Below are 21,052 nucleotides of genomic sequence, written 5' to 3' on the forward strand. Positions count from 1 at the left end.
GAGCGCGCCCCCACGGCGCGTCGTGCCGCGCCGGGCCTCGTCAGCGACGCCGGCGGGTGCCGAAGATGCTGCGCACCAGCTCGCGGCCGACCGCGGTGCCGGCTGACCGCATCGCCGACTTCACGGCCCGGTTGCCGAGGATCTGCCCGAGCACGCCCTGGTCGGCCTCCTCGACGCGGCGGGTCCGGCGCACGTCGTCGTCCGCCCGGTCCGCACGCTGCTGCGGCGCGTTCTCCACGCCAGCGCCAGCGCCAGCACCCGCACCGGTGTCCGCCGCGTCGTCCGGCCCGGCCGAGGCCTCCATGGTGTGCATGAGCTTCTCGTAGGCCGACTCGGGGTCCAGACGCTCGGCGTACTGGGGCTGCAGCTCCGAGGCGTCGATCACCTCGGCCATGCGCTCCTCACCGCACGGCGCCATCAACGACTGCGGCGCACGCAGGCGCGTATGGGCCACCGGCGTGGGCACACCGTCGTCACCGAGCACCGTCACCACGGCCTCGCCCGTGCCCAGCGTGGTGAGCAGCTCCTCGAGGTCGTACGAGGTGTGCGGGTAGGTCCGGGCTGCCTGCCGCAGGGCCTTCTGGTCGTTCGGCGTGAACGCGCGCAGGGCGTGCTGCACCCGGTTGCCCAGCTGCGCCAGGACGCTGTCGGGCAGGTCGGTGGGCACCTGCGTCACGAAGAACACGCCCACGCCCTTGGAGCGGATGAGGCGCACGGTGTTCTCGATCGACTCCCGGAAGGACTTGCTGGCGTCCTTGAACAGCAGGTGCGCCTCATCCAGGAAGAAGACCAGCTCCGGTTTCACGGGGTCGCCCACCTCGGGGAGGTCGTTGAACAGGTCGGCCAGCAGCCACATCAGGAAGGTCGAGAACAGCTGCGGGTCGGACTGCACGCTGGGCAGCTCGAGGCAGGAGATGACCCCCAGCCCGTCCTCGGTGGTGCGCAGGAGGTCCGCGGTGTCGAACTCCGGCTCGCCGAAGAACGAGTCGGCCGAGGCCCCGAAGGTCACGAGCTCGCGCAGGATCACCCCCGCCGTGGCCTTGGACAGCGCCCCCAGCCCCTCGAGGTCCGCCTTGCCCTCCGGCGACACGAGGTGCTGGATGACGGCCCGCAGGTCGCCCAGGTCCACCAGGGGCAGCCCGTGGCTGTCGGCGTAGTGGAAGACCAGGCCGAGGCTGGACTCCTGGATCTCGGTGAGCCCCAGCACCTTGCTGAGCAGGGTGGGGCCGAAGGAAGTCACCGTGGCGCGCACCGGCACCCCCGTCCCCTTGTCGCCCAAGCGCAGGAACTCCACCGGCGATGCGGTGGCGCGCCACTCCTGGCCGACCGATGCGGCGCGCTCGGTGATCTTCTCCCCCTCCTCACCGGGCAACGCGAGCCCCGAGAGGTCTCCCTTGATGTCGGCAAGGAAGACCGGCACCCCGGTGGCGGAGAGCTGCTCGGCCATGACCTGGAGCGTCTTGGTCTTGCCGGTTCCGGTGGCACCGGCCACCAGGCCGTGGCGGTTGAGCGAGGCCAGCGGCAGGCCCACCGGGAGGTCAGCGTGGGCCTCCCCGCCCTCCACGGCGGCGCCGAGGACCAGCGACGCCCCCTCGAAGGCGTACCCGGTGCGGATCTGCTCGAGCAGGCCCGAGGACCCGGCGTTGGTGGCGTCTGTGCTCACGTTGTCTCCTCGTCCTGACCACCGGCCCCTGGCGGGTCGGCACGCTGGGGGACAGTACAAGAGCACAGGCCCACCTCGCGGGCCCTGGCGCCGGGCGATCTGTCAGAGTTGCCCCGTGCACGACGCCGAGTACAGGGACCCCTACGACCCCCGCACGGGGTGGGTCCGCCCTGCCCCGCAGGAGGAGCGGGCACCCCGCAGGAAGCGCACGTGGGGCGACCTGGCCTTCTGGGGCATCGTCAGCGCCCTGGCCGTCGCCGGGCTGTACGGCCTCTCGCTGGTGCTGGGGTTCTGGCCCGAGCCGGAGACCACGGCGGCCAACTGCCAGACCGAGTTGGACGCGCCCCGGGTCTACGTCGCCGATGCGGGTGCCGGCGACACCGCGGTGAGCCGCATCAGCGAGCAGCTGCGCAACCGCGGTGCCATCGTCATCGGCACCGCGTCGGCCCCCACGGCCCAGGACGGGCAGACCCGCATCCTCACCGGCGGCGACAGCCGGCCCGCCGCGGACGCCCTGGCCACCTGGTTCCCGGACGCTCAGGTGGTGGACGACGCCCGCGACGGCTTCGTGGCCACGGTCGCCCTGGGCGAGGAGGGCGGCTCCATCGAGTCCTCGATGACGGTGGGCCCCGCCACCGAGGCCTGCACCAGCTGAGTCGGCGCAGCCCTCACCCCCTCACAGGAGCATCATGCAGATCACCGAGTCGGTCACCGTCCACGCACCGCTCCACGAGGTCTTCGAGCGCATCCGCGATCTCGACCGGGCGAGCGACACCATCGGGGGCATCTCCCGCATCGAGGTCCTCGAGGGTCCCGCCCGCATGGAGGTGGGTACGCGCTGGCGCGAGACCCGCCGCATGATGGGCCAGGACGCCACCGAGGAGATGTGGGTGGTCGAGCTGGTCGAGGACAGCCACTACGTGGTGGAGGCGCAGAGCAACGGTGCCCGCTACACCAGCGGCTACCGGGTGGCCCCGGTCGGCACCGCCCACGGCGAGGCCACGCGGCTCACCATGAGCTTCTCCGCCGAGCCGCTGACCCGCAGCGCGAGGGTGATGTCGGTGCTGATGCGCCCGATGGCCCGGATGATGGCCTCGCAGTGCCGCAAGGACCTGCTGGACATCAAGGCCTCCGTCGAGGGTTGAGGGCCCCGGGGCGCGACGAGGGCAGCGGGCCACCGCCACCCCTCACGCCGGCCCACGCACGGCCCCGAGACGCGACGAGGGCGGCCCCGGCGTGGGGCCGCCCTCGTGCTGCGACTGGCGGTGACGGTGGGATTTGAACCCACGAATGGCGTCAACCATTACTCGCTTTCGAGGCGAGCTCCTTCGGCCGCTCGGACACGTCACCGCCCGGAAGGGTACTAGACGCGGCGCGTCACGAAAAAATCACCCAGTGTTCGCCCACAGTCCTCCTGCCGGACACCTCCCCGGACCTCGGCTCGGTGGAGGGCTGCGGAGTCCCGCAGGACGTCCCACACCGAGCCACACGCGCCGGCCTTGGCGTCCCAGGCACCGAAGACCACCAGCGGGATGCGGGCCTGCCCGATCGCGCCGGCGCACATCAGGCAGGGCTCCAGGGTGACCGCGAGCGCGCAGTCCTCCAACCGCCAGCCACCACGCACGGCGGCGGCCGCCCGCATCGCGACCACCTCCGCGTGGGCGAGGGGGTCCCCCTCGGCCTCCCGCCGGTTCCACCCCCGCCCGATGACCTGGCCGCCGGGCCCGATGACGACCGCCCCCACCGGCACGTCGCCGGCGGCGAGAGCCTGCTCCCCCGCCCGCAGGGCATGGCCGATCCACGCCTCCTGGGTGGCCCGGTCCGGGTTGGCGGTGCTGGTCATTGCAGTAAGTTTCCCCCATGCGCGTTCACGTCGCCGACCACCCGCTCATCGCCCACAAGCTCACCCTCCTGCGGGACGAGACCACCGACTCCCCCACCTTCCGCCGGCTGGCCGACGAGCTGGTGACGCTGCTGGCCTACGAGGCCACGCGGGACATCCGCACCACCGAGTGCGAGGTCACCACCCCGGTGGCCACCACGCACGGCACGGCCCTGGCCACCCCGAAGCCGCTGGTCGTTCCCATCCTGCGCGCGGGCCTGGGCATGCTGGAGGGCATGGTCCGCCTCATGCCGACCGTGGAGGTGGGCTTCCTGGGCATGGTGCGCAACGAGGAGACCCTCGAGGCACACACCTACGCCAACCGCCTCCCGGACGACCTCGACCGCCGCCAGTGCTACGTCATCGACCCGATGCTGGCCACCGGCGGCACGCTCGTGGACGCCATCCGCTACCTGGTGGACCTGGGCGCCGACGACATCACCGCCATCGTCCTCATCGCCGCCCCCGAGGGCATCGCCCGCATGGAGGAGACGCTCGGCGACCTGGACATCCCGATCACGCTGGTGACCGGCGCCATCGACGAGAAGCTCGACGAGAACGGCTTCATCGTCCCCGGGCTGGGCGACGCCGGCGACCGCCTGTACGGCGTGGTCTGACCGCTCCACCGCCGCGATCTGGCACGATGCGGTGAGGGCCCCGAGTGCGCACCGCCGCCACTCGTGGGCCGCACCGCCCGCACGCGTGACCCCGCGCACGCACCACGACCCGCACGCACCACGACTGAAGAGGCACCACGATGGCTTGGGAACGGTTGAAGAAGCTCCTGTGGTACCTGCTGCTCTTCTTCATCATCTACGCGATCTTCACCAGCCCGGAGCGCACCGGCGACATCTTCCGCGCCATCGGCGACATCATCGTGCAGGCGTTCAGCAGCCTCGGCGGGTTCTACGACAGCATCCTGGATGGACGCTGAGCCACAGATCAACCTCGACCTCGTCGCCCGCTACCTGGTGGCGGGTGAGCGTGTGGTCATCGCGGTCCGCTACCACTGGGTGACGATCGTCGAACCCATCGCGTCGGCCCTGCTCGGGCTGGCCCTGGTGCTCTGGGTGGGGGCCACCATCCCGGCGGAGTTCGTGGCCGTGGCCGACATCCTCTGGTGGCTGTGGTTCGCCGTGCTGGCCCGCACACTGTTCCTGCTGTGGGAGTGGCGGCGCACCTGGTTCGTCGGCACTGACCGGCGGCTCCTGCTCACCTACGGCGTGATCGTGCGGCGGGTGGCGATGATGCCGCTCTCCAAGGTGACCGACATGAACTACGGCCGCTCCCTGTTGGGGCGAATCCTGGGCTACGGCACCTTCACGATGGAGTCCGCCGGGCAGAGCCAGGCCCTCAGCAAGATCGACTTCGTGCCGGACCCGGACACCCACTACCGGGCGATGGTCTCCGAGATCTTCCGCGGCCCCACCAGCACCCCGCCCGCCGACCCGGACGAGGACCTGGAGGCCGCCCACGAGGCCGGCGAGCCTGACTCCCTCTTCGACGCCGATGGGGTGTTCCTGCCCGAGGGTGCCGACGACGACGTGGAGCGCGTGCGCCTCGAGGGCGACGAGGACTTCGACCACGAGGAGAACCCACGCACGGCGCTCAAGCGCCGTCGGGCCGCCCAGCGTCGTCGCCAGCGCGACGGCGCAGGCTGAGGGCGGGCCTCCTAGACTCTGGGCCGACCACCTGACACCGGCCACCCGCCGGACCACGCCCCGAGGGAGAACCATGGCCGTCCGCCCGATCACCATCATCGGACACAAGGCGCTGCACCAGCCCACCAAGAAGGTGCGCGAGGTGACCGACGAAATCCGCACCCTGGTGGCCGACATGTTCGACACCATGGAGGCCGCCGAGGGCGTGGGCCTGGCCGCCAACCAGGTGGGCGTGCGCTGGCGGATCTTCGTCTACGACTGCACCCACGACCCCGAGGCCGGCCCCGACGCCCGCGGCGTGGTGGTCAACCCGGTGCTCGAGAAGGAGCACGTCTCCCCGCTGTCGGCGGACCCGGAGGCCGACCACGAGGGCTGCCTGTCCGTGCCCGGCGAGAGCTTCCCGACCGCCCGCTCGGACTGGGCGCGGGTGACCGGCACCGACCTGGACGGCAATGCCATCAGCGTGGAGGGAACGGGTCTGCTGGGCCGCTGCCTGCAGCACGAGACCGACCACCTGGACGGCCACCTCTACGTCGAGCGCCTGTCCCCGGAGGACAAGCGCCGTGCGCGCGACGCCATCAAGGAGCGCGGCTGGGAGGACGAGCGGATCCTCAAGTGGGACCCGACCACCCAGAAGGCCGAGAAGGTCTGAGCCGGGCCTAGCCGGCCTGGAAGTCCGCGAGCTCCCGGTCCGCGCGGGCGGCGCTCTGCTGCGCCGCGGCCAGGTCGCCGTCGGCCTGCTGGGCGTGGGCCAGCATCCGCCACGCGGTGTGGAGGTGGGGGTTGCGCTCCACGTGGTCCGTGGCTGCGGCCACCGCCTGCGGGGGGTCTCCCTGCGCCAGCAAAACCTCCTGCTGGACCACGCGGGAGAGGTGGTCGTCCGGCCCCATCGACACCGCCTGCTGGATGAGCAGCCCACCCCGTCCAGGATCGCCGGCCTGCAGCGCGGCGCGCGCCTGCCAGGCCAGGCACTGCTGGTCGGGCGCGATGCGGGGGCACGCCCGGGTGAGCGCGTCGTCCTGCGGCGCGAGCTCGTTGCCCCAGCTGCGGTGCCAGGCGCCCTTGTCGGCCGCCAGGGTGGTCATGGCCCCCGCGGCCCGCACGGGGATGTTCGGGTCCCAGGGCGCCATGCGCTCGGCCTGCTGCAGGCGCGGTCCGGCGGCGGCCGGACCGCTCGCCACCGCCGTGCGTGCGTCGCGGTAGCCGTCCCAGACCAGCGTGGTGGCCACCAGCGAGACCGTGGCCACCGCCGTGAGGGCTGCGGGGAGCACCTCCGGGGCCCGGGGACGTGCGGGGCGGCGACGGGGGACGGCGGCGCCCCCCGCGCCATGGGCGACGGCGAGGCCGCCCCCCACCACGGCAGCACCCGGCACCACGAAAACCGGCTCGGTGTAGGCGAACATCAGCGCCACCGCCGTCCCCACACCCACCGCGAGCGCGGCCGCGGGCCAGGAGGCGAACGCGTCACGCCCCTGGGCCCTCTCCCGCCGCGTCGCCCGGCCGGAGCGCCATGAGGCCAGGGCCACGCGGTCGTGGCCACGCCGGACCGGGGCCACCGCCCCCAGGGCAGCCCGCAGCAGTGCCATCCCGACCACCACGGCCAGGCCGGTCACCGCCAGCAGCCCGAGCACCCCGAGGGCGGCGGTGACCTGCAGCACCACGTTGTGCACCCCATCGAGGCGCACGCCGGGGCTGGCCTCTGCCTGCCAGGTGGGCCCGTACCCGGCCGAGGTCTCCCCCACCCAGCGCGAGGGGCCCAGACCCAGCACCGGCTCCTCGGCCACCAGCGCGAGCGTGTGCCGCCACATCATCAGGCGCACCGTAATGTTGGTGCCCGCGCCGGCCTCCTCCAGGAAGATCCGGTCACGCGTCATCGGCAGGGCCAGGACCACCACCACGCCGGCCACCATCAGCCCAGCGGGCACCAGGACCCGTCGCACGCCCTCGGTGCGCGCCACCAGTACCAGCGAGAGCACCGCCGCCACGAGCACCCCGACCAGGGCCCCGCGCGAGGCGCCCAGCACCAGCAGGCCGGCGCCGGCGAACGCCCCGGCCAGTGCCACCCGGGACCGCTCCCGCCAGGCCACCCAACCCAGCCAGGCGGCCAGCAGGAGGCCCCAGATGCCGACCGTCGAGGCGTTCCCCAGGGCGGTGACCACACGGTGGGTCTGCCCGTTGAGCACGTCGCGCAACCCCATCCAGACCAGCACCCAGCCCGAGAGCGTCGCCGTCCACACGGCCAGCCGGCGGCCCGCCGCGGTGGCGAACAGGACGGCCCCGGCGGGCAACATGGCCAGGTAGGCCACGATCATGAGCAGCCCCTCGTCCCGCGGGTACCGGCCCACCACCGACAGCCACGAGTTCGCCGAGGCCCACGTGGAGCCCACCGCTGCCAGGGCCACCACCCCCATCGCCCACCACACGGCCCGCGGGAGCTGCGGCCCACGACGATCGGCCCACCAGGCGCCGGCCGCGCAGACCAGGACGCCGGCGATCGCGACCCGGCGGACGGGCTCCCGGATGTCCAGCGTCTCCGGGGTGGAGACCAACGGCAGGACGGCGAGCAGCACCACGACCCCGAGCCCGCGCAGGGCGGCCGCCACGCGGCGACGGTCCGGTGCGTCCATGGGTCCCCCTGGGGTTCGTGGTGCCCCCGAGGCTACTCAGGCGGCAGGCCGTTTCCCGCACCAGCGAGCCACCTGTGACGGGACCAACACCGCACGCTCACCCAGCCGGGGGAGCTCCTCCGGACCCGTGGGGAGCCTCGGGTCCGGACGCCCCGCGCCCCCGGCCTGACACACTGCTGCCCGTGTGGTGGCTGCTGCTGGGGACGCTGGGGTTCGGTGCGCTGTCCGCGCTGGTCCCCGGGGTGCCCATCGAGCTCTGGCTGGGCGGCGTGGGCGCGCTGGTCGACGACGTCGGCGTGTGGACCGTCGCCTTCGTGGCCTCGCTGGGGCACTCCCTGGGCAAGCTGCCCTGGTACGCCCTGGGTCGCTGGAGCCTCGGGTGGCCGTGGATGCGGCGCCAGCTGGAGAAGCCCGGGGTCGGCGAGCGCTACGACCGCCTCGTGACGTGGATGGAGCAGCACGCGGGCTGGGGCCAGGCCACGATGGTGCTCTCCAGTGTGGTGGGGTTGCCCCCGCTGGCCGTGTTCATCGTGGTCGCCGGGCAGCTGCGCATGTCGGCGGTGGGCTGCTTCGTCTCCATGACCCTCGGCCGCACCCTGCGCTTCGCGGCCATCCTCGGCGCCTTCACCTGGGCCCTCGACCTGGTGCGCTGAGCCGCCTGCCCCATCCTCCTCCCCGGGGGACGGACCCCCACCGGCGGCCTCGATGCGGGCGCGCGCCCGCCGCTGGACGGGCAGGTCAGCAGCCCGTCCCACCGGTCGGGTTGGCAGCTGGGCCACTGATCGGCTATTGTTGTCCCTCGTCCCGCCGAGACGGTGCGCGAGCACACAACGGATCGACGAGATGGGCGCCCGTAGCTCAACGGATAGAGCATCTGACTACGGATCAGAAGGTTTGGGGTTCGAATCCCTACGGGCGCGCACTGTGTTGAGACAGTCCACGAAGGCCCGGTCGCCCAGGTGACCGGGCCTTCGTCGTGCGCGGGGGTGTGGGCGGCCTCGCTCGGCAGGCTGCGGGGGTGCGGGAGGATCTGCCGGCCCACGGGGACGGGGCGGGCTCGATCGGCACCGGGAACGCCGAACGCCCGGCGCCACCGTGGGTGGCTCCGGGCGTTCGAGTCGTGCGGTGCACGTCGGCGGAGACGGAGGGATTTGAACCCTCGATGGAGCTATAAACCCCAAACCCGCTTAGCAGGCGGGCGCCATAGACCAGACTAGGCGACGTCTCCTCGCATCGGGATGCGATGGGACAGGCTACCCGGTGAGCCCGCAGGGCAGAAATCCGGGTGCCCTGTACGCCGGGGGTGTCGCCCCGCTACTCTGTGCGCACCGGTTGGGGGGCGGCTGGCGCAACGTCCGTGGATCCCCCCCCGGCGCGGACGAGCAACCCGAGGAGCAGCGTGAGCACATCCGCAGACGCGGAAGGGCATGGGTCATCCCCGAGCGGATGGTCTCCCCGTCGTACCCAGCAGGAGAAGTCGCTGCCGCGCGCCCTGGGCCTGACGGCCCTCTCCGGCATCGTCCCCGGCCTCGGCCTGCTGTTCACGCCCACCTGGCGTCTCGGCGCGCTCGCCCTGACCGGCGTCGTGCTGCTGGCCGGGGGGCTCATCTGGCGGTTCGTCGACGGGGGCCTGCTGAACACCGCGGTGGACGTGGCCAGCTCGAGCAGCCAGCTCCTGCTGCTGGCCGCCGGCATCGTGCTGGCCGCCCTGCTGTGGATCGCCCTCATCGCGATCACCGCCCGCGTGACCCGGCCCGGCGGCCTGGACACCCGGGGTTCGGTGGCACTGACGGGCGTGGCGCTGCTGATGAGCGCCCTCGTGCTCGCCCCGACGGTGCAGGCCGTGAACACCGTGGCGGCGCACCGCCAGGCCGTCTCCACCGTCTTCGCCGGCGGTTCCGGCAGCGAGCCCACCAGCCGCCCGGCCATCCACGAGGACGACCCGTGGGCCGGGTTCGACCGGGTCAACCTGCTGCTGCTGGGCTCCGACGCCGCGGAGAGCCGCGAGGGCGTCCGGCCCGACGCGCTGATGGTGATGAGCATGGACCCGCGCACCGGCAACTCCGTGCTCGTGGGTGTGCCGCGCAACCTCATGCAGGCGCCCATCCCGCCGGGCAACCCCCTGCACCAGATCTGGCCGTCGGGCTACGACTGCGGCAACGCCTGCATCATCAATGCCCTCTGGTCCGAGGCCTCCGCACACAGCGAGCTGTTCGGCGACGAGCCGAACCCCGGCTCCGAGACGACGCGCGACGCCATCGAGGGGGTCGTCGGCCTGGACATCCACCACGTGGTGACGGTCGACCTGCAGGGCTTCCAGCAGCTCGTCGACGCCATGGGCGGCGTGGACATCACCGTCGGTGAGCGCATCCCGATCGGCGGCAAGGTCTCCAACGGGCAGATCGTGCCCGGCTCGATCCGCGGCTGGATCGAGGAGGGACCGCAGCACATGGACGGCCACACGGCCCTGTGGTACTCGCGCTCCCGCGCCACCACCTCCGACTACGACCGCATGGACCGACAGCGCTGCATGGTCGGGGCGTTGATCTCCCAGTCGCAGCCGCTGGACATGCTGCGGCGCTACCCGGCGATCGCGGGCGCGCTGGAGGAGAACGTGTGGACCGACATCCCGCAGGAGGACCTGCCGGCCTGGGCGGACCTGTTCCTGAAGGTCAAGGACGGACGCATGAAGAGCCTGCCGCTGACGAACGAGCGGATCGACACCGTCGACCCGGACTTCGAGGCCATCCACGCGATGGTGGAGCGCTCCATCAACCCGCCCAAGCCCACCGCGACGCCCACTCCCAAGCCCTCCCCGTCGACGACCGAGGAGACCGAGGAGGCCGAGGAGCCGTCGCCCAACGAGGCCGAGGAGCTGGCCGCTACCTGCTGAGCCGGGCTGCGAGGGCCGCGCGGGCGAGCCTGCGCGCGGCCCATCGAGCCTGCGGGTGAGCGGCCCCGCGCCGAGCGCCACGGGTGAGCGGCCCCATCGAGCCCGGCGACTGACACTCCCGCGCCGAGCGCCACGCGGCGCGTCTACGCTGCTCGGACAGCCCGGTCGCACGCGGCACACACACGAGAAGGGCCCACCTCCGAGGAGGTGGGCCCTTCTACTGCGCTGTCGTCCGCGGTCAGACCGCGACGCTCAGCGTGAAATCACTGGGGGATGACGTTCTCCGCCTGCTGGCCCTTGGGGCCCTGGGTGATCTCGAACTCCACGCGCTGGTTCTCCTCCAGCGAGCGGTAGCCGTTGGTCTGGATGGCGGAGAAGTGGACGAACACGTCGTCGCCGCCGCCGTCCTGCTGGATGAAGCCGAAGCCCTTCTCAGCGTTGAACCACTTGACGATGCCCTGTGCCATGGGGATTCTCTTTCGTTGGATTGGCGATGATCGGCGGAAAGTGCCGACCACACGTTGCTGCCAGAACCCCCGGCGGGCGAAGCCTGCCGTAGATCAACCAGATGTGCGTCCGCAAGCGGACGGTGTTCCTTCGACGTGCGAGGTACTGCGAGTGCAACTTGCCTCTAGGTTACCACCGATCGCGGCCTTCGTGGTCCGCTGGAACCGCTTGAGACACAGGTCACGTGCGTGGCGGAGGGCGTGGGATTCGAACCCACGATGACGTTGCCGCCATAGCGGTTTTCAAGACCGCCGCACTAGGCCACTATGCGAGCCCTCCCGGCCTCGGCACACGACGTGGACCGAGGCGCCCCCCACCCTACGTGGGGCACCCGATTCGGCCCAGTTGCACGCCGCGCCACTTGCGTTGAGGCTGTCATGGGACATGATGGAGCCAGTGCCGACACGAGTCGGCCCCAACCAGGAGGGACCAGCCGGCTCGCCGGCCCCCTCGCTCGACGCATGAATGTGCACGAACAAGGAGTACTCATGAACCGCACCGAGCTCGCCAGCGCCATCGCTCAGCAGGCCGACGTGTCCGCCAAGGACGCCGCTGCTGTGCTGTCCGCCATGGGTGACGTCATCTGCGAGACCGTCGGCAAGGGCGAGAAGGTCTCCCTCCCGGGTCTCATGACCATCGAGCGTGTCGAGCGCTCCGCCCGCACCGGCCGCAACCCGCGCACCGGTGAGTCCATGGAGATCCCGGCCTCCTTCGGAGCCAAGCTGTCCGCCGGTTCCGCGCTCAAGGCTGCCGCCAAGGGCTGATGCACCACCGTTCCCCCTCCCCGGGGGCACTCCGGGTCCTGTGACGACGCACGACCCAGCACGAACCCGCACACCACTGAGAGGTAGAACCATGAAGAACAAGCTCCTCCTGCTCGTCGGTACCGGCATCGGTTACGTGCTCGGCACCCGCGCCGGTCGCGAGAAGTACGACGCCCTGGTCGACCAGGCCCAGTCCCTGTGGGGCGACCCCCGCGTCCAGGACGCCGTGACGACCGCCAAGTCCTCCACGGGCTCCGCGTTCTCGCAGGCCCAGGACCAGGTCAAGGACAAGGTCGCCGAGGTGAAGGACAGCAACTCCGCCACCGAGGGCAACTCCTCCTTCTCCCAGACCACCAACCCGACCACCACCACCGGGACTGCCACCACCGGCACGACCGGCACCACCGGTGGCGCGACGGGCGGCTCGACCTCCGGGTTCCAGCCGACCACGAACACCTCCAGCTTCGGCGACAAGTGAGGCTGACCGCTCTCGAGCGGTGACGCGGCTCCGGCCGCACAGCAGTGAGGCCCCCTCCGAGTTCTTCGGAGGGGGCCTCGTCTGTCTCCGGGCGCAGGTGTTGCCCTGGGCGCGTCATTCGCCTACGGGCGCCATCCGCCCCCGGGGCGCCTCACCTGCCCCCCGGGGCGCAGGCCTCAGATGACCCAGTGGTCCGCGGCCTGGTCCCGCGGCAGCTCGGGCAGCTCGTAGGTCGAGTTGAGCGGTTTGGCTGGGATGCCACCGACCACCTGCCCGCTGGGGACCGGCTTCAGCACCACGGCCCCCGCACCCACGGCCGCACCCGGCGACACCTCGATATCACCGAGGACCGTCGAGCCCGCACCCAGCAGCACGTTGTCGCCGACCGTCGGGTGCCGCTTCACAGCGTCTCCGGTGACCCCTCCCAGAGTGACGCCGTGGTACATCATCACGTCGTCGCCGACCACGGCCGTCTCGCCGATGACCACCCCCATCCCGTGGTCGATCACCAGACACCGACCGATCTGGGCACCCGGGTGGATCTCCACCCCGGTGACCGCGCGGGAGACGGCGCCCAGCACCCGGGCCGGGAGGCGCCCCGCCGGGTGCTTCCACAGCTCGTGGGCGACGCGGTGAGCAGCGACGGCGTGGAGGCCCGGACTCGTGAGCAAGGCCTCCACCCGCGATGAGGTCGCGGGATCGCGGGCGATCACCGCATCGGCGTCCTCCGTCACCTGGCGCGCCAGGCGGCGGACCCCCTGCAGGCCGTCGCCGAGGAGCCCGCGGGCCCGGCCGGCGGGGCCACGTGAGCGCGCCGGTCGGGCGGGGGGCAGCCCATCCCGCAGCCCGTCTCGTCGTCGCGCCATGCTCAGTCCGTCAGGCCCTCGAACAGCGGCGTGGAGAGGTAACGCTCGCCGTAGTCGCACACGATGACCACGATCGTCTTGCCGTCCATCTCCGGGCGCTTCGCCAGCTCGAGCGCGGCGTACACGTTGGCGCCCGACGAGATGCCCGCCAGGATGCCCTCCTTCGTGCCGAGCTCGCGGGCCACGCGCAGGGCGTCGTCCAACTCCACGTCCACGACCTCGTCGTAGACCTCGGTGTCCAGGATCTCGGGCACGAAGTTCGCACCCAGCCCCTGGATCTTGTGCGGACCGGCCTCGCCGCCGGTGAGGATCGGGGAGTCGGCCGGCTCCACGGCGACCACCCGGATGTCGTCCTTGCGCTGCTTGAGCACCTGACCCACACCGGTGATCGTGCCGCCGGTCCCGATGCCAGCCACGAAGGCGTCGATGTCGCCCTCGGTGTCGGCCCAGATCTCCTCGGCGGTGGTCTCCCGGTGCACCTGCGAGTTCGCGGCGTTCGAGAACTGACGGGCGAGGACGCCGCCGCGCTCGGCCGCGATCTCCTCCGCCTTGGCCACGGCACCCTTCATGCCGTCGGGGCCGGGGGTGAGCACGAGCTCGGCGCCGTAGGCGCGCAGCACGCCGCGACGCTCCCGGCTCATGGTCTCGGGCATGGCCAGCACGAGCTTGTAGCCGCGGGCCGCGGCGACCATGGCCAGGGCGATGCCCGTGTTGCCGCTGGTGCCCTCCACGATGGTGCCGCCGGGCTGCAACTCACCCGACGCCTCCGCGGCGTCGATGATGGCCGCACCGATGCGGTCCTTCACCGAGGCGGCCGGGTTGGCCGACTCCAGCTTGGCGAGCACCGTGGCGCCGGCGCCCTCCGTGAGGCGGTTGAGGCGCACGAGCGGGGTGCCGCCGATGGTCGTGGTGATGTCCTGGTGAATGGTCATGCCTGCGACAACATCACAACCTGTTTCTGTATTGCAAAGCCACGGTGACCTCCGTGGTGAGGTGCACCACACCCGCGGCGAACGGCGGTGCGTCCGTAGACTCCCCCCATGCATCCCCTGCAGCTGCTCGCCATCCTCCTGGGTCTCGCCGTCACTGCCGTCGGCATCGCCCTGCTCACCCGCGCCGTGATGCGGATCGTGGCCGTGGTCCGCCAGGGCCAGGCCGCCGTGGGGCGCTTCGACGACCCGGTGCAGCGCACCAAGACCATGCTCTACGAGGTCTTCGCGCACCCCCGCATGCTGCGCAAGAAGTGGGTGGCGATCGCCCACTGGTTCACCATGATCAGCTTCGGGGTGCTGTTCCTGACCCTGGTGACCGCCTACGGGCAGCTGTTCAACCCGCACTTCGCGCTGCCCCTCATCGGACACTTCCCCCCGTTCGAGTGGCTGACCGAGTTCTTCGGGTGGACCGGCCTGTTCGGGATCCTGTACTTGATCTGGCTGCGCCAGCGGATCAAGCCGTCGGCCGCCGCCAAGGAGAAGGGCGACCCGCGCCGGAGCCGCTTCTGGGGTTCCACCTTCTGGCAGGCCTACTACGTCGAGTTCACGATCCTCGGCGTCGTGCTGTGCATCCTGGCCCTGCGTGCCCTGGAGTACGCCCTCGGTCGCGTGGAGGGGGCCGAGCACGCCAGCGCCCTGCACTTCCCGCTGACCGCCTGGATGGGCACGGCGCTGACCGGGCTCTCCGCCGGCACGCTGGGCGCGCTGATCATCGCCGTGGCGCTGGTCAAGATCCTCATCTCGATGGCGTGGATGATCACCATCGGCCTGCAGCCCACGATGGGTGTGGCCTGGCACCGCTTCCTGGCCTTCTTCAACATCTGGTTCAAGCGTCACGCCGACGGCCGCACCTCGCTGGGTGAGCTGCAGCCGATGATGGTGGGCGGCAAGCCGCTCACGAGCATGGACCAGCTCGAGGAGATCGCCGAGGCCGACGAGGGCGACGACGAGCTGCGCATGGGTGTCGGTTCCATCGAGGACTTCACCTGGAAGGGGCTGCTGGACTTCACTACCTGCACCGAGTGCGGCCGCTGCCAGGAGCAGTGCCCGGCCTGGAACACCGAGAAGCCGCTCTCGCCGAAGATGCTGGTGATGAACCTGCGCGACGCCGCCTACGCCCAGGCACCGTGGCAGAGCGCGACGCTCACCGCATCGGACCCCGACTCGCAGGTGGCGGCGGGCTCCCCGGAGGACTTCGACATCCGCCAGCTGGTCGGCGCGACCGAGGGTGACCCGACCATCCCGTCCGGCGGCGCCGTCATCGACCCCGACGTGCTGTGGAGCTGCACCAGCTGTGGTGCGTGCGTGGAGCAGTGCCCGGTGGACATCGAGCACGTCGACGCCATCGTGGACATGCGTCGTAACCAGGTGCTCATCGAGTCGGCCTTCCCGAGCGAGCTGGGTGGCCTGTTCAAGAACCTCGAGAGCAAGCAGAACCCTTGGGGCATGGCCAACTCCACCCGCATGGACTGGGCCAAGGGCCTGGACTTCCCCATCAAGCAGGTGGGCTCGGACGTGGAGTCGCTCGATGAGGTCGAGTACCTCTTCTGGGTGGGTTGCGCCGGCGCCTTCGAGGACCGCGCGAAGAAGACCACGCAGGCCGTCGCCGAGCTGCTGGACATCGCCGGGGTCGACTTCGCCGTCCTGGGTGACGGCGAGGCCTGCACCGGTGACTCCGCCCGCCGTGCCGGCAACGAGGTGCTGTACCAGATGCTGGCGCAGCAGAACGTGGAGATGCTGAACGAGGTGGGGGCCACGAAGATCGTGGTGACCTGCGCGCACTGCTTCAACACCATCAAGAACGAGTACCCGCAGAACGGCGGGAAGTACGAGGTCGTGCACCACACGCAGCTGCTGAACCGCCTCGTGCGCGAGAAGAAGCTGCAGCCGGTCGCGGCCTCCGAGGTGGCCACGCCGTCGCCGTTCGCCTCCACCGCCCCGTCGGTGACCTACCACGACCCCTGCTACCTGGGCCGTCACAACAAGGTCTACGAGGCGCCGCGTGAGCTGATCGCGACCCTGCCGGGCGTGGAGTACCGGGAGATGGAGCGTTCCAAGGAGAAGTCCTTCTGCTGTGGCGCCGGTGGTGCCCGCATGTGGATGGAGGAGAAGCTCGGCTCGCGGATCAACGTGAATCGCACCGAGGAGGCCATCGACACGGGTGCCGAGCGCATCGCCATCGGCTGCCCCTTCTGCCGCGTGATGATGAGCGACGGCCTGACCGCAGCCCAGGAAGAGGGCCGCGGCAAGGACGTGGAGGTCGTCGACGTGGCGCAGATGCTGCTCGCCGGCGTGCGCCGCGGCCAGGAGACCGAGGCCGAGCCCTCCGTGGCCACCGACGAGCTCGTGGACGGTTCGACCACTGCGGACCCGGCCACCGGCGACGCCGTGACCCAGCGGATCCAGATCCCCGACGACATCTCCGAGCTCACCAAGGCGGGCTCCAGTGCCGCCGGGGCAGCCCTTGCATCGGGCTCGGGCTCGGGCTCGGGTGACGGTTCCGAGGGTGACGAGGCTGCCTCCCGTGTCTCGGCCAACGAGCCGCGCGAGTCCGATGGTGACGACGCCGAGGGCCCCGTGGGTTCCCGCGTCGACGAGGACGACCGCTCCCCCGAGGGCGAGACCACCGTGGACGAGCAGGGCGCCGTCGGGCAGGTCGAGGAGGACCGGGCCGCGGGCGAGGAGCCTGCGGACGCCGTGGACGAGCCGGCAGCGGCAGGCGCGCCCTCGGACGACACGACGAATGCCGCCGATACCGCCGGTGCGACGACTGGTGACGCTGCTGCTGGTGCTGCCAGCGCCGCCAGTGGCACGGCCCCACAGGCCTTCACCGGAGACCGAATCGGCGCCGACACGCCCACCCGCTTCGGCTGGGCCTCGCAGGACGGCGCCCCCACGGGCGGCACCGCCGCGTCCGCGTCCCAGACCGCCCCCGCGGCGGCCGCTGACTCGGATGCCGACTCCGACAACACCGCCGCCGCCGAGACCACGACCGCTGCAGCCACCGGAGGTACCGCCGACGGCACCACCCCGGAGGCGGAGGCACCTGCACCGGCGGGACCGAGCGCGGGCACCGCCCCCGCGGCCTTCACCGGTCAGCGCATCGGCGCCGACACCCCCACCCGCTTCGGATGGGCCACCGATCAGGCCACTGGCGCGCCGTCGACGAGCCAGGCAGCAGCACCTGCCACCGAGGCCACCGTTTCCCCGGGTGCCGCAGGCGCCACGGGCGCGGGCAGCGCACCGGCGGGGCACAGCGGCCACCGGATCGGCGGGGAGTCGCCGCGCCGCTTCGGCTGGGCCACCGGTACCGGCGGAGAGCAGGCCGAGAGCGCGACGCCCGCCGCTGCGACCCAGCCCGAGCCCACGGTCACGGCGGCCACACAGGCCTCCCCGGAACCCGCGGCGGAGCAGCCCTCCGAGAGCGCGGTGACGGAACAGACCTCGACGACCGTGACGACGAGCCAGGCCACCCCGGCCGATGACGCCGCCCCGGCGGCGAGCGGGCCCATCAGCACGGCCCCGGCCGGCCACTCCGGTGATCGGATCGGCCTCGACTCCCCGCAGCGGTTCGGCTGGGCGACCGGCCGCGGCAGCGACCAGGACGCGACCGAGGGCGAAGCGTCGACGTCCCAGGCGGCCGTGACCGAGACGGCGGGACCGAGCACCTCGACCGAGGAGCCCACCCCCACCGTCTCCGCGCCGGCCGACAGCTCCGTTCAGCGGACTACGGCCACCGCGCCGCAGGGCCACACCGGCACCACGATCGGATCTGACTCCGCATCGCGATTCGGGTGGGCCCAGGGCGGCGCGCAGGCCGCAGAGACCGAGGTCGAGAGGGCTGACACGCCGCCGATCGATGAGTCCCACGCCCCGGTCACGTCCACGGGTGTGATGCAGGGCGATCGAATGGATGACATCGGCCAGGAGCAGCAGCCGCAGGATGCCGCCGACCGCCAGCCGCAGGAGGTCGTGGACCCAGGGACCACGGGCACCCCGGCCGTGGTCTCGGGCACTCAGATCGTGGAGGACGAGGCCTCGGTCAACCAGGGCTCGACCGAGCCGACGGCCACGGAGTCCGCCGCTCCTGAGGCCGACGCTTCTGAGCCCCCGGCGACGGGCGGCGCTCCGGTCGAGGTGCCGAACGTGGGCGAGCGAGCGTCTCGCATCGGGACTGACTCGCCAGCGCTGCGCCTGGGTGCCTGGAAGGGCTGAGCCGGGTCGGTCGGGTACGGGAGTCCGTTGCAGGGTGATCCTGCGGCGGGCTCCCGTCGTTGCGGGGGCAGGCGTGCCCGTGGATGTGACTGTTCCGGTCATGTGTGCGTGTCCGGTGTCGGGGGGTCGCTGGTGTTCCAGGGGTCTCCGGGTTTGCGCCAGGTGTAGGTGATGGTGGCTTTGCCGTGGTGGTCGCGGTGGATGGTGTGGGTCAGGCGGTGGTCGGTGAGTTGGCGGTGGTGTTTGCCGCACAGGGGGATGGCGTTGGTGAGGTTGGTTTTGCCTGCGCCGGGGTGGAGGAGTTGTCCGTCGGGTCCGTGGACGGGTTTCCAGGGTTGGGCGTGGTGGATTTCGCACCAGGCGAAGGGGCGGTCGCAGTCGCCGGCGGCGCAGGTGTCGTAGACCAGTGCCAGGGCTGCTCGTTGGGAGTCTGTGAAGAACCGGCGTTGCCTTCCGAGGTCCAGGGGGATGGTGGTGCCGTTCATGACGATGGGGATGAGTCCGGCGTTGCTGGCCAGGCGGCGTAGTTCGCTGGTGGAGATCTCGGTGCCGGTGTCGGTGATCCCGGCCCGGTCAGCGTCGCCGCGCAATGTGGCCAGGTCGGTGCGGATCAGCACGGTGGCGTTGATCTTGGTGCCGAGCTGGTCGGTGGGTAGGTGGTCGATGAGCTCGGCCAGTGCTTGTCCGCGCTGCTGGTCACGCACTGCCCGGTCGAACCGACCATCACCCGTCGGCGCGGCCATGCCAGCCCCCGTCGGCGCGACGCCGCCTTCGGCTGCGTCCGCCTTGGGGTTGTTGGGGTTGTTTGTGCGGCGGCGGGGGTTGGTGAGGGCTTCGAGGGCTTTCTTGAGCATGTGGGCTTGGAGTTCGGGCAGGGTGAACTGTCCGAACCAGGTCCCGTCGTGGTTGTCGCGCATCCAGAAACTCGCGGCATCCCACGCTGCGCGTTCTTGGTTGTGCAGGAGCTGGTCGTGGTGGGCGTCGACCTCGGCTTCGGGCAGGTCGAGTGCTTCCAGGGCTCGTTTGGCTGCTTTGCGCAGGGTGGCGGGGTTGACCTGTTGGGCCTTGGCGACCAGGCCTTCCTCGACGGTCAGGCGCTGCCCGTCGGTGAGGTGGTCGGGCAGGTCGTCCAGAGCGCCGGTGATGATCAGTGCGTGTTCGCGGGTGATCAGCCCGGCGTCCCAGGCCGCCGCCGTCGGCGACGGGGGCGTGGCACCGCCCTGGCCGCCAGGATCGTCAGTACCCGTACTCGGCGTGCCGTCCGGGTCCCTCTCGCCGGCATCTTCGGGGCCGTTTGGCGGGGGTGTGGGGGGTTGGTTGCCGAGGGCTTTGGCGAGGTGGGTGTCGCGGGCGGCGCCTCGGGGGTCGGTGTGGGTGCGTCCGGCGGTGAACTGGGCGTCGTTGTCATGGTGCGACCCGCCAGCCTCCCGGGTACGACGCACCACGTCCAGGGCGCGGATCCTGATCCGGTCGTGCCGGTTGACCACGCGTTGGGCTTCCTGGACGAGCCACTCCAAGGTCGCCACGTCCAACGGCAGGTCGGTCGACCCCAGTGCCGCGACCGCGGCCAGGGCGTGGTCGGCGGCGGTGTGCACGGCCGCGAAGGCTTCCCGGGCTACCGCGACGGCATCATCGGTCGTCGACTGGGTCGGCGCGGTTGTGGTCATGGCCGTGGTCACCCCCTCCCGGGTTGTGTGGTCGAACCCCCTGTCCAACCAACTACCCCCCAGACTAGTACACACCACCGACAACAGTCAAGCCCTAAATAGTACATGTGGACGAGTGCTCACGGCCTGCCGGGTGCCCGGCCCACCTGTGGACAACACACCCCACCCGCGGTCATCGCCCTCACACCTGCACCGCCTGCGGCCCTCGCCCTGGTAATAGCGGGGCTACCGCCCCACCGCGCCCCGCAGCCCCCTACCCCCCTCCAGTGCGGCCGCGCCCCACCCAAACCCGTCGACCTGTGCGAACCTGACCGGGCCACGCACCACACGCCACAGACGCCCACCCCACCCACGCCACCCATCAGGAGCCCCCGTGGAAACCGCCCCGATCCTTGCCTGGACCCTCCAGTCCGAGTGCCCCATCCCCGACGACGTCCACCCCCTCCTCACCCCCGGCGAGCAGGCCGTCGCCGCCTACAAGACCTTCCGCGACTCAGCCATCTTCACCACCAAGCGCCTGATCGTCCGTGACGCCCAGGGCCTCCGTGGCAAGAAGGTGGGGATCTACTCTCTCCCCTACTCGTCGATCCATATGTGGTCCTCCGAGAACGCCGGCAACCTGTTCGACGTCAACGCGGAGCTCGAGCTGTGGACGCGCGTGGGGCACATCAAGGTCAGCCTCGGACGCGACGTCGACGTCCGCCGCCTCGACGCACTCATCGCCGCCCACGTCCTCTGACGCGCCCCCTCCCGCGACCGACCCGACGCGCCCACCCCACACGCTCGAACCCCGCCCCGCACCCCCAGCGCGGAGCAGCCACGCCCTCAGCCCGACGA

General features: G+C 71.5%; 19 protein-coding genes and 4 tRNA genes. 13 read left to right on the forward strand and 10 right to left on the reverse strand.

Features of this window, described 5'->3' with window-relative positions:
• Positions 1 to 40: 40 nt before the first annotated feature.
• Positions 41 to 1,663, reverse strand: coding sequence for a helicase HerA-like domain-containing protein (locus KSED_RS12690; protein ID WP_015780476.1), 1,623 nt, complete (start codon positions 1,661 to 1,663; stop codon positions 41 to 43).
• 115 nt (positions 1,664 to 1,778) lie between these two features.
• On the opposite strand from KSED_RS12690, the gene KSED_RS12695 reads away from it, so the two are divergent.
• Positions 1,779 to 2,318, forward strand: coding sequence for a LytR C-terminal domain-containing protein (locus tag KSED_RS12695; RefSeq protein ID WP_015780477.1), 540 nt, complete (start codon positions 1,779 to 1,781; stop codon positions 2,316 to 2,318).
• Between the two features lie 34 nt (positions 2,319 to 2,352).
• Positions 2,353 to 2,808 (forward strand): SRPBCC family protein, encoded by a 456-nt coding sequence (locus KSED_RS12700; protein WP_015780478.1) that lies wholly within the window; start codon positions 2,353 to 2,355, stop codon positions 2,806 to 2,808.
• A 115-nt stretch (positions 2,809 to 2,923) separates the two neighbouring features.
• On the opposite strand, the gene KSED_RS12705 is transcribed toward KSED_RS12700, so the two are convergent.
• Positions 2,924 to 3,013: transfer RNA gene (locus KSED_RS12705), tRNA-Ser, on the reverse strand.
• Between the two features lie 13 nt (positions 3,014 to 3,026).
• Positions 3,027 to 3,506, reverse strand: a complete 480-nt coding sequence (locus KSED_RS12710) for a nucleoside deaminase (protein ID WP_015780479.1) — start codon at positions 3,504 to 3,506, stop codon at positions 3,027 to 3,029.
• A 17-nt stretch (positions 3,507 to 3,523) separates the two neighbouring features.
• Between KSED_RS12710 and upp the strand changes: the two genes are divergently transcribed.
• From upp to def, 4 genes are all read left to right on the forward strand, one after another.
• Positions 3,524 to 4,162, forward strand: a complete 639-nt coding sequence (gene upp, locus KSED_RS12715) for a uracil phosphoribosyltransferase (protein ID WP_015780480.1) — start codon at positions 3,524 to 3,526, stop codon at positions 4,160 to 4,162.
• Positions 4,163 to 4,302: 140 nt separating this feature from the next.
• Positions 4,303 to 4,479, forward strand: coding sequence for a hypothetical protein (locus KSED_RS14995; RefSeq protein ID WP_169307801.1), 177 nt, complete (start codon positions 4,303 to 4,305; stop codon positions 4,477 to 4,479).
• Positions 4,469 to 5,206, forward strand: a complete 738-nt coding sequence (locus tag KSED_RS15145) for a PH domain-containing protein (protein WP_015780482.1) — start codon at positions 4,469 to 4,471, stop codon at positions 5,204 to 5,206. Before KSED_RS14995 ends, KSED_RS15145 begins: the two co-directional genes overlap by 11 nt.
• 73 nt (positions 5,207 to 5,279) lie before the next feature.
• A complete protein-coding gene (gene def, locus KSED_RS12725; RefSeq protein ID WP_015780483.1) occupies positions 5,280 to 5,858 on the forward strand; it encodes a peptide deformylase in 579 nt (192 codons plus the stop codon).
• Positions 5,859 to 5,865: 7 nt separating this feature from the next.
• Here def and KSED_RS12730 read toward each other — a convergent pair whose 3' ends face one another.
• On the reverse strand, positions 5,866 to 7,833 hold the full coding sequence (locus KSED_RS12730; RefSeq protein ID WP_015780484.1) for an O-antigen ligase family protein: 1,968 nt from the start codon (positions 7,831 to 7,833) through the stop codon (positions 5,866 to 5,868).
• Between the two features lie 182 nt (positions 7,834 to 8,015).
• On the opposite strand from KSED_RS12730, the gene KSED_RS12735 reads away from it, so the two are divergent.
• The gene (locus KSED_RS12735; protein ID WP_015780485.1) at positions 8,016 to 8,486 is read left to right on the forward strand and encodes a VTT domain-containing protein; all 471 of its coding nucleotides are present in this window, start codon (positions 8,016 to 8,018) and stop codon (positions 8,484 to 8,486) included.
• A gap of 194 nt (positions 8,487 to 8,680) precedes the next feature.
• Positions 8,681 to 8,753 (forward strand) — tRNA-Arg (locus tag KSED_RS12740).
• A gap of 216 nt (positions 8,754 to 8,969) precedes the next feature.
• On the opposite strand, the gene KSED_RS12745 is transcribed toward KSED_RS12740, so the two are convergent.
• A tRNA-Ser gene (locus KSED_RS12745) sits at positions 8,970 to 9,061 on the reverse strand.
• Positions 9,062 to 9,232: 171 nt separating this feature from the next.
• On the opposite strand from KSED_RS12745, the gene KSED_RS12750 reads away from it, so the two are divergent.
• On the forward strand, positions 9,233 to 10,726 hold the full coding sequence (locus KSED_RS12750) for an LCP family protein (protein WP_015780486.1): 1,494 nt from the start codon (positions 9,233 to 9,235) through the stop codon (positions 10,724 to 10,726).
• A 263-nt stretch (positions 10,727 to 10,989) separates the two neighbouring features.
• On the opposite strand, the gene KSED_RS12755 is transcribed toward KSED_RS12750, so the two are convergent.
• On the reverse strand, positions 10,990 to 11,193 hold the full coding sequence (locus tag KSED_RS12755; RefSeq protein WP_015780487.1) for a cold-shock protein: 204 nt from the start codon (positions 11,191 to 11,193) through the stop codon (positions 10,990 to 10,992).
• Between the two features lie 229 nt (positions 11,194 to 11,422).
• Positions 11,423 to 11,512: transfer RNA gene (locus KSED_RS12760), tRNA-Ser, on the reverse strand.
• Between the two features lie 209 nt (positions 11,513 to 11,721).
• Between KSED_RS12760 and KSED_RS12765 the strand changes: the two genes are divergently transcribed.
• Positions 11,722 to 11,997, forward strand: a complete 276-nt coding sequence (locus KSED_RS12765; protein ID WP_015780488.1) for an HU family DNA-binding protein — start codon at positions 11,722 to 11,724, stop codon at positions 11,995 to 11,997.
• Between the two features lie 91 nt (positions 11,998 to 12,088).
• Positions 12,089 to 12,475, forward strand: a complete 387-nt coding sequence (locus KSED_RS12770; protein WP_015780489.1) for a YtxH domain-containing protein — start codon at positions 12,089 to 12,091, stop codon at positions 12,473 to 12,475.
• 176 nt (positions 12,476 to 12,651) lie between these two features.
• On the opposite strand, the gene epsC is transcribed toward KSED_RS12770, so the two are convergent.
• A complete protein-coding gene (gene epsC, locus KSED_RS12775; RefSeq protein WP_015780490.1) occupies positions 12,652 to 13,341 on the reverse strand; it encodes a serine O-acetyltransferase EpsC in 690 nt (229 codons plus the stop codon).
• 2 nt (positions 13,342 to 13,343) lie between these two features.
• A complete protein-coding gene (gene cysK, locus KSED_RS12780; RefSeq protein WP_015780491.1) occupies positions 13,344 to 14,273 on the reverse strand; it encodes a cysteine synthase A in 930 nt (309 codons plus the stop codon).
• A 108-nt stretch (positions 14,274 to 14,381) separates the two neighbouring features.
• Here cysK and KSED_RS15490 point away from each other — a divergent pair, with 108 nt between their 5' ends.
• Complete coding sequence (locus KSED_RS15490) at positions 14,382 to 18,548, forward strand: (Fe-S)-binding protein (protein WP_015780492.1); 4,167 nt, start codon at positions 14,382 to 14,384, stop codon at positions 18,546 to 18,548.
• A 98-nt stretch (positions 18,549 to 18,646) separates the two neighbouring features.
• On the opposite strand, the gene KSED_RS12790 is transcribed toward KSED_RS15490, so the two are convergent.
• Entirely contained in the window at positions 18,647 to 20,215 is a 1,569-nt protein-coding gene (locus KSED_RS12790) for an HNH endonuclease signature motif containing protein (protein ID WP_081439928.1), read from the reverse strand.
• A 373-nt stretch (positions 20,216 to 20,588) separates the two neighbouring features.
• Between KSED_RS12790 and KSED_RS12795 the strand changes: the two genes are divergently transcribed.
• Entirely contained in the window at positions 20,589 to 20,954 is a 366-nt protein-coding gene (locus KSED_RS12795) for a PH domain-containing protein (RefSeq protein ID WP_015780494.1), read from the forward strand.
• The last annotated feature ends 98 nt before the right edge of the window (positions 20,955 to 21,052 follow it).

The sequence above is a fragment of the Kytococcus sedentarius DSM 20547 genome, from assembly GCF_000023925.1.
In the GTDB taxonomy this organism is placed as follows: Bacteria; Actinomycetota; Actinomycetes; order Actinomycetales; family Dermatophilaceae; genus Kytococcus; species Kytococcus sedentarius.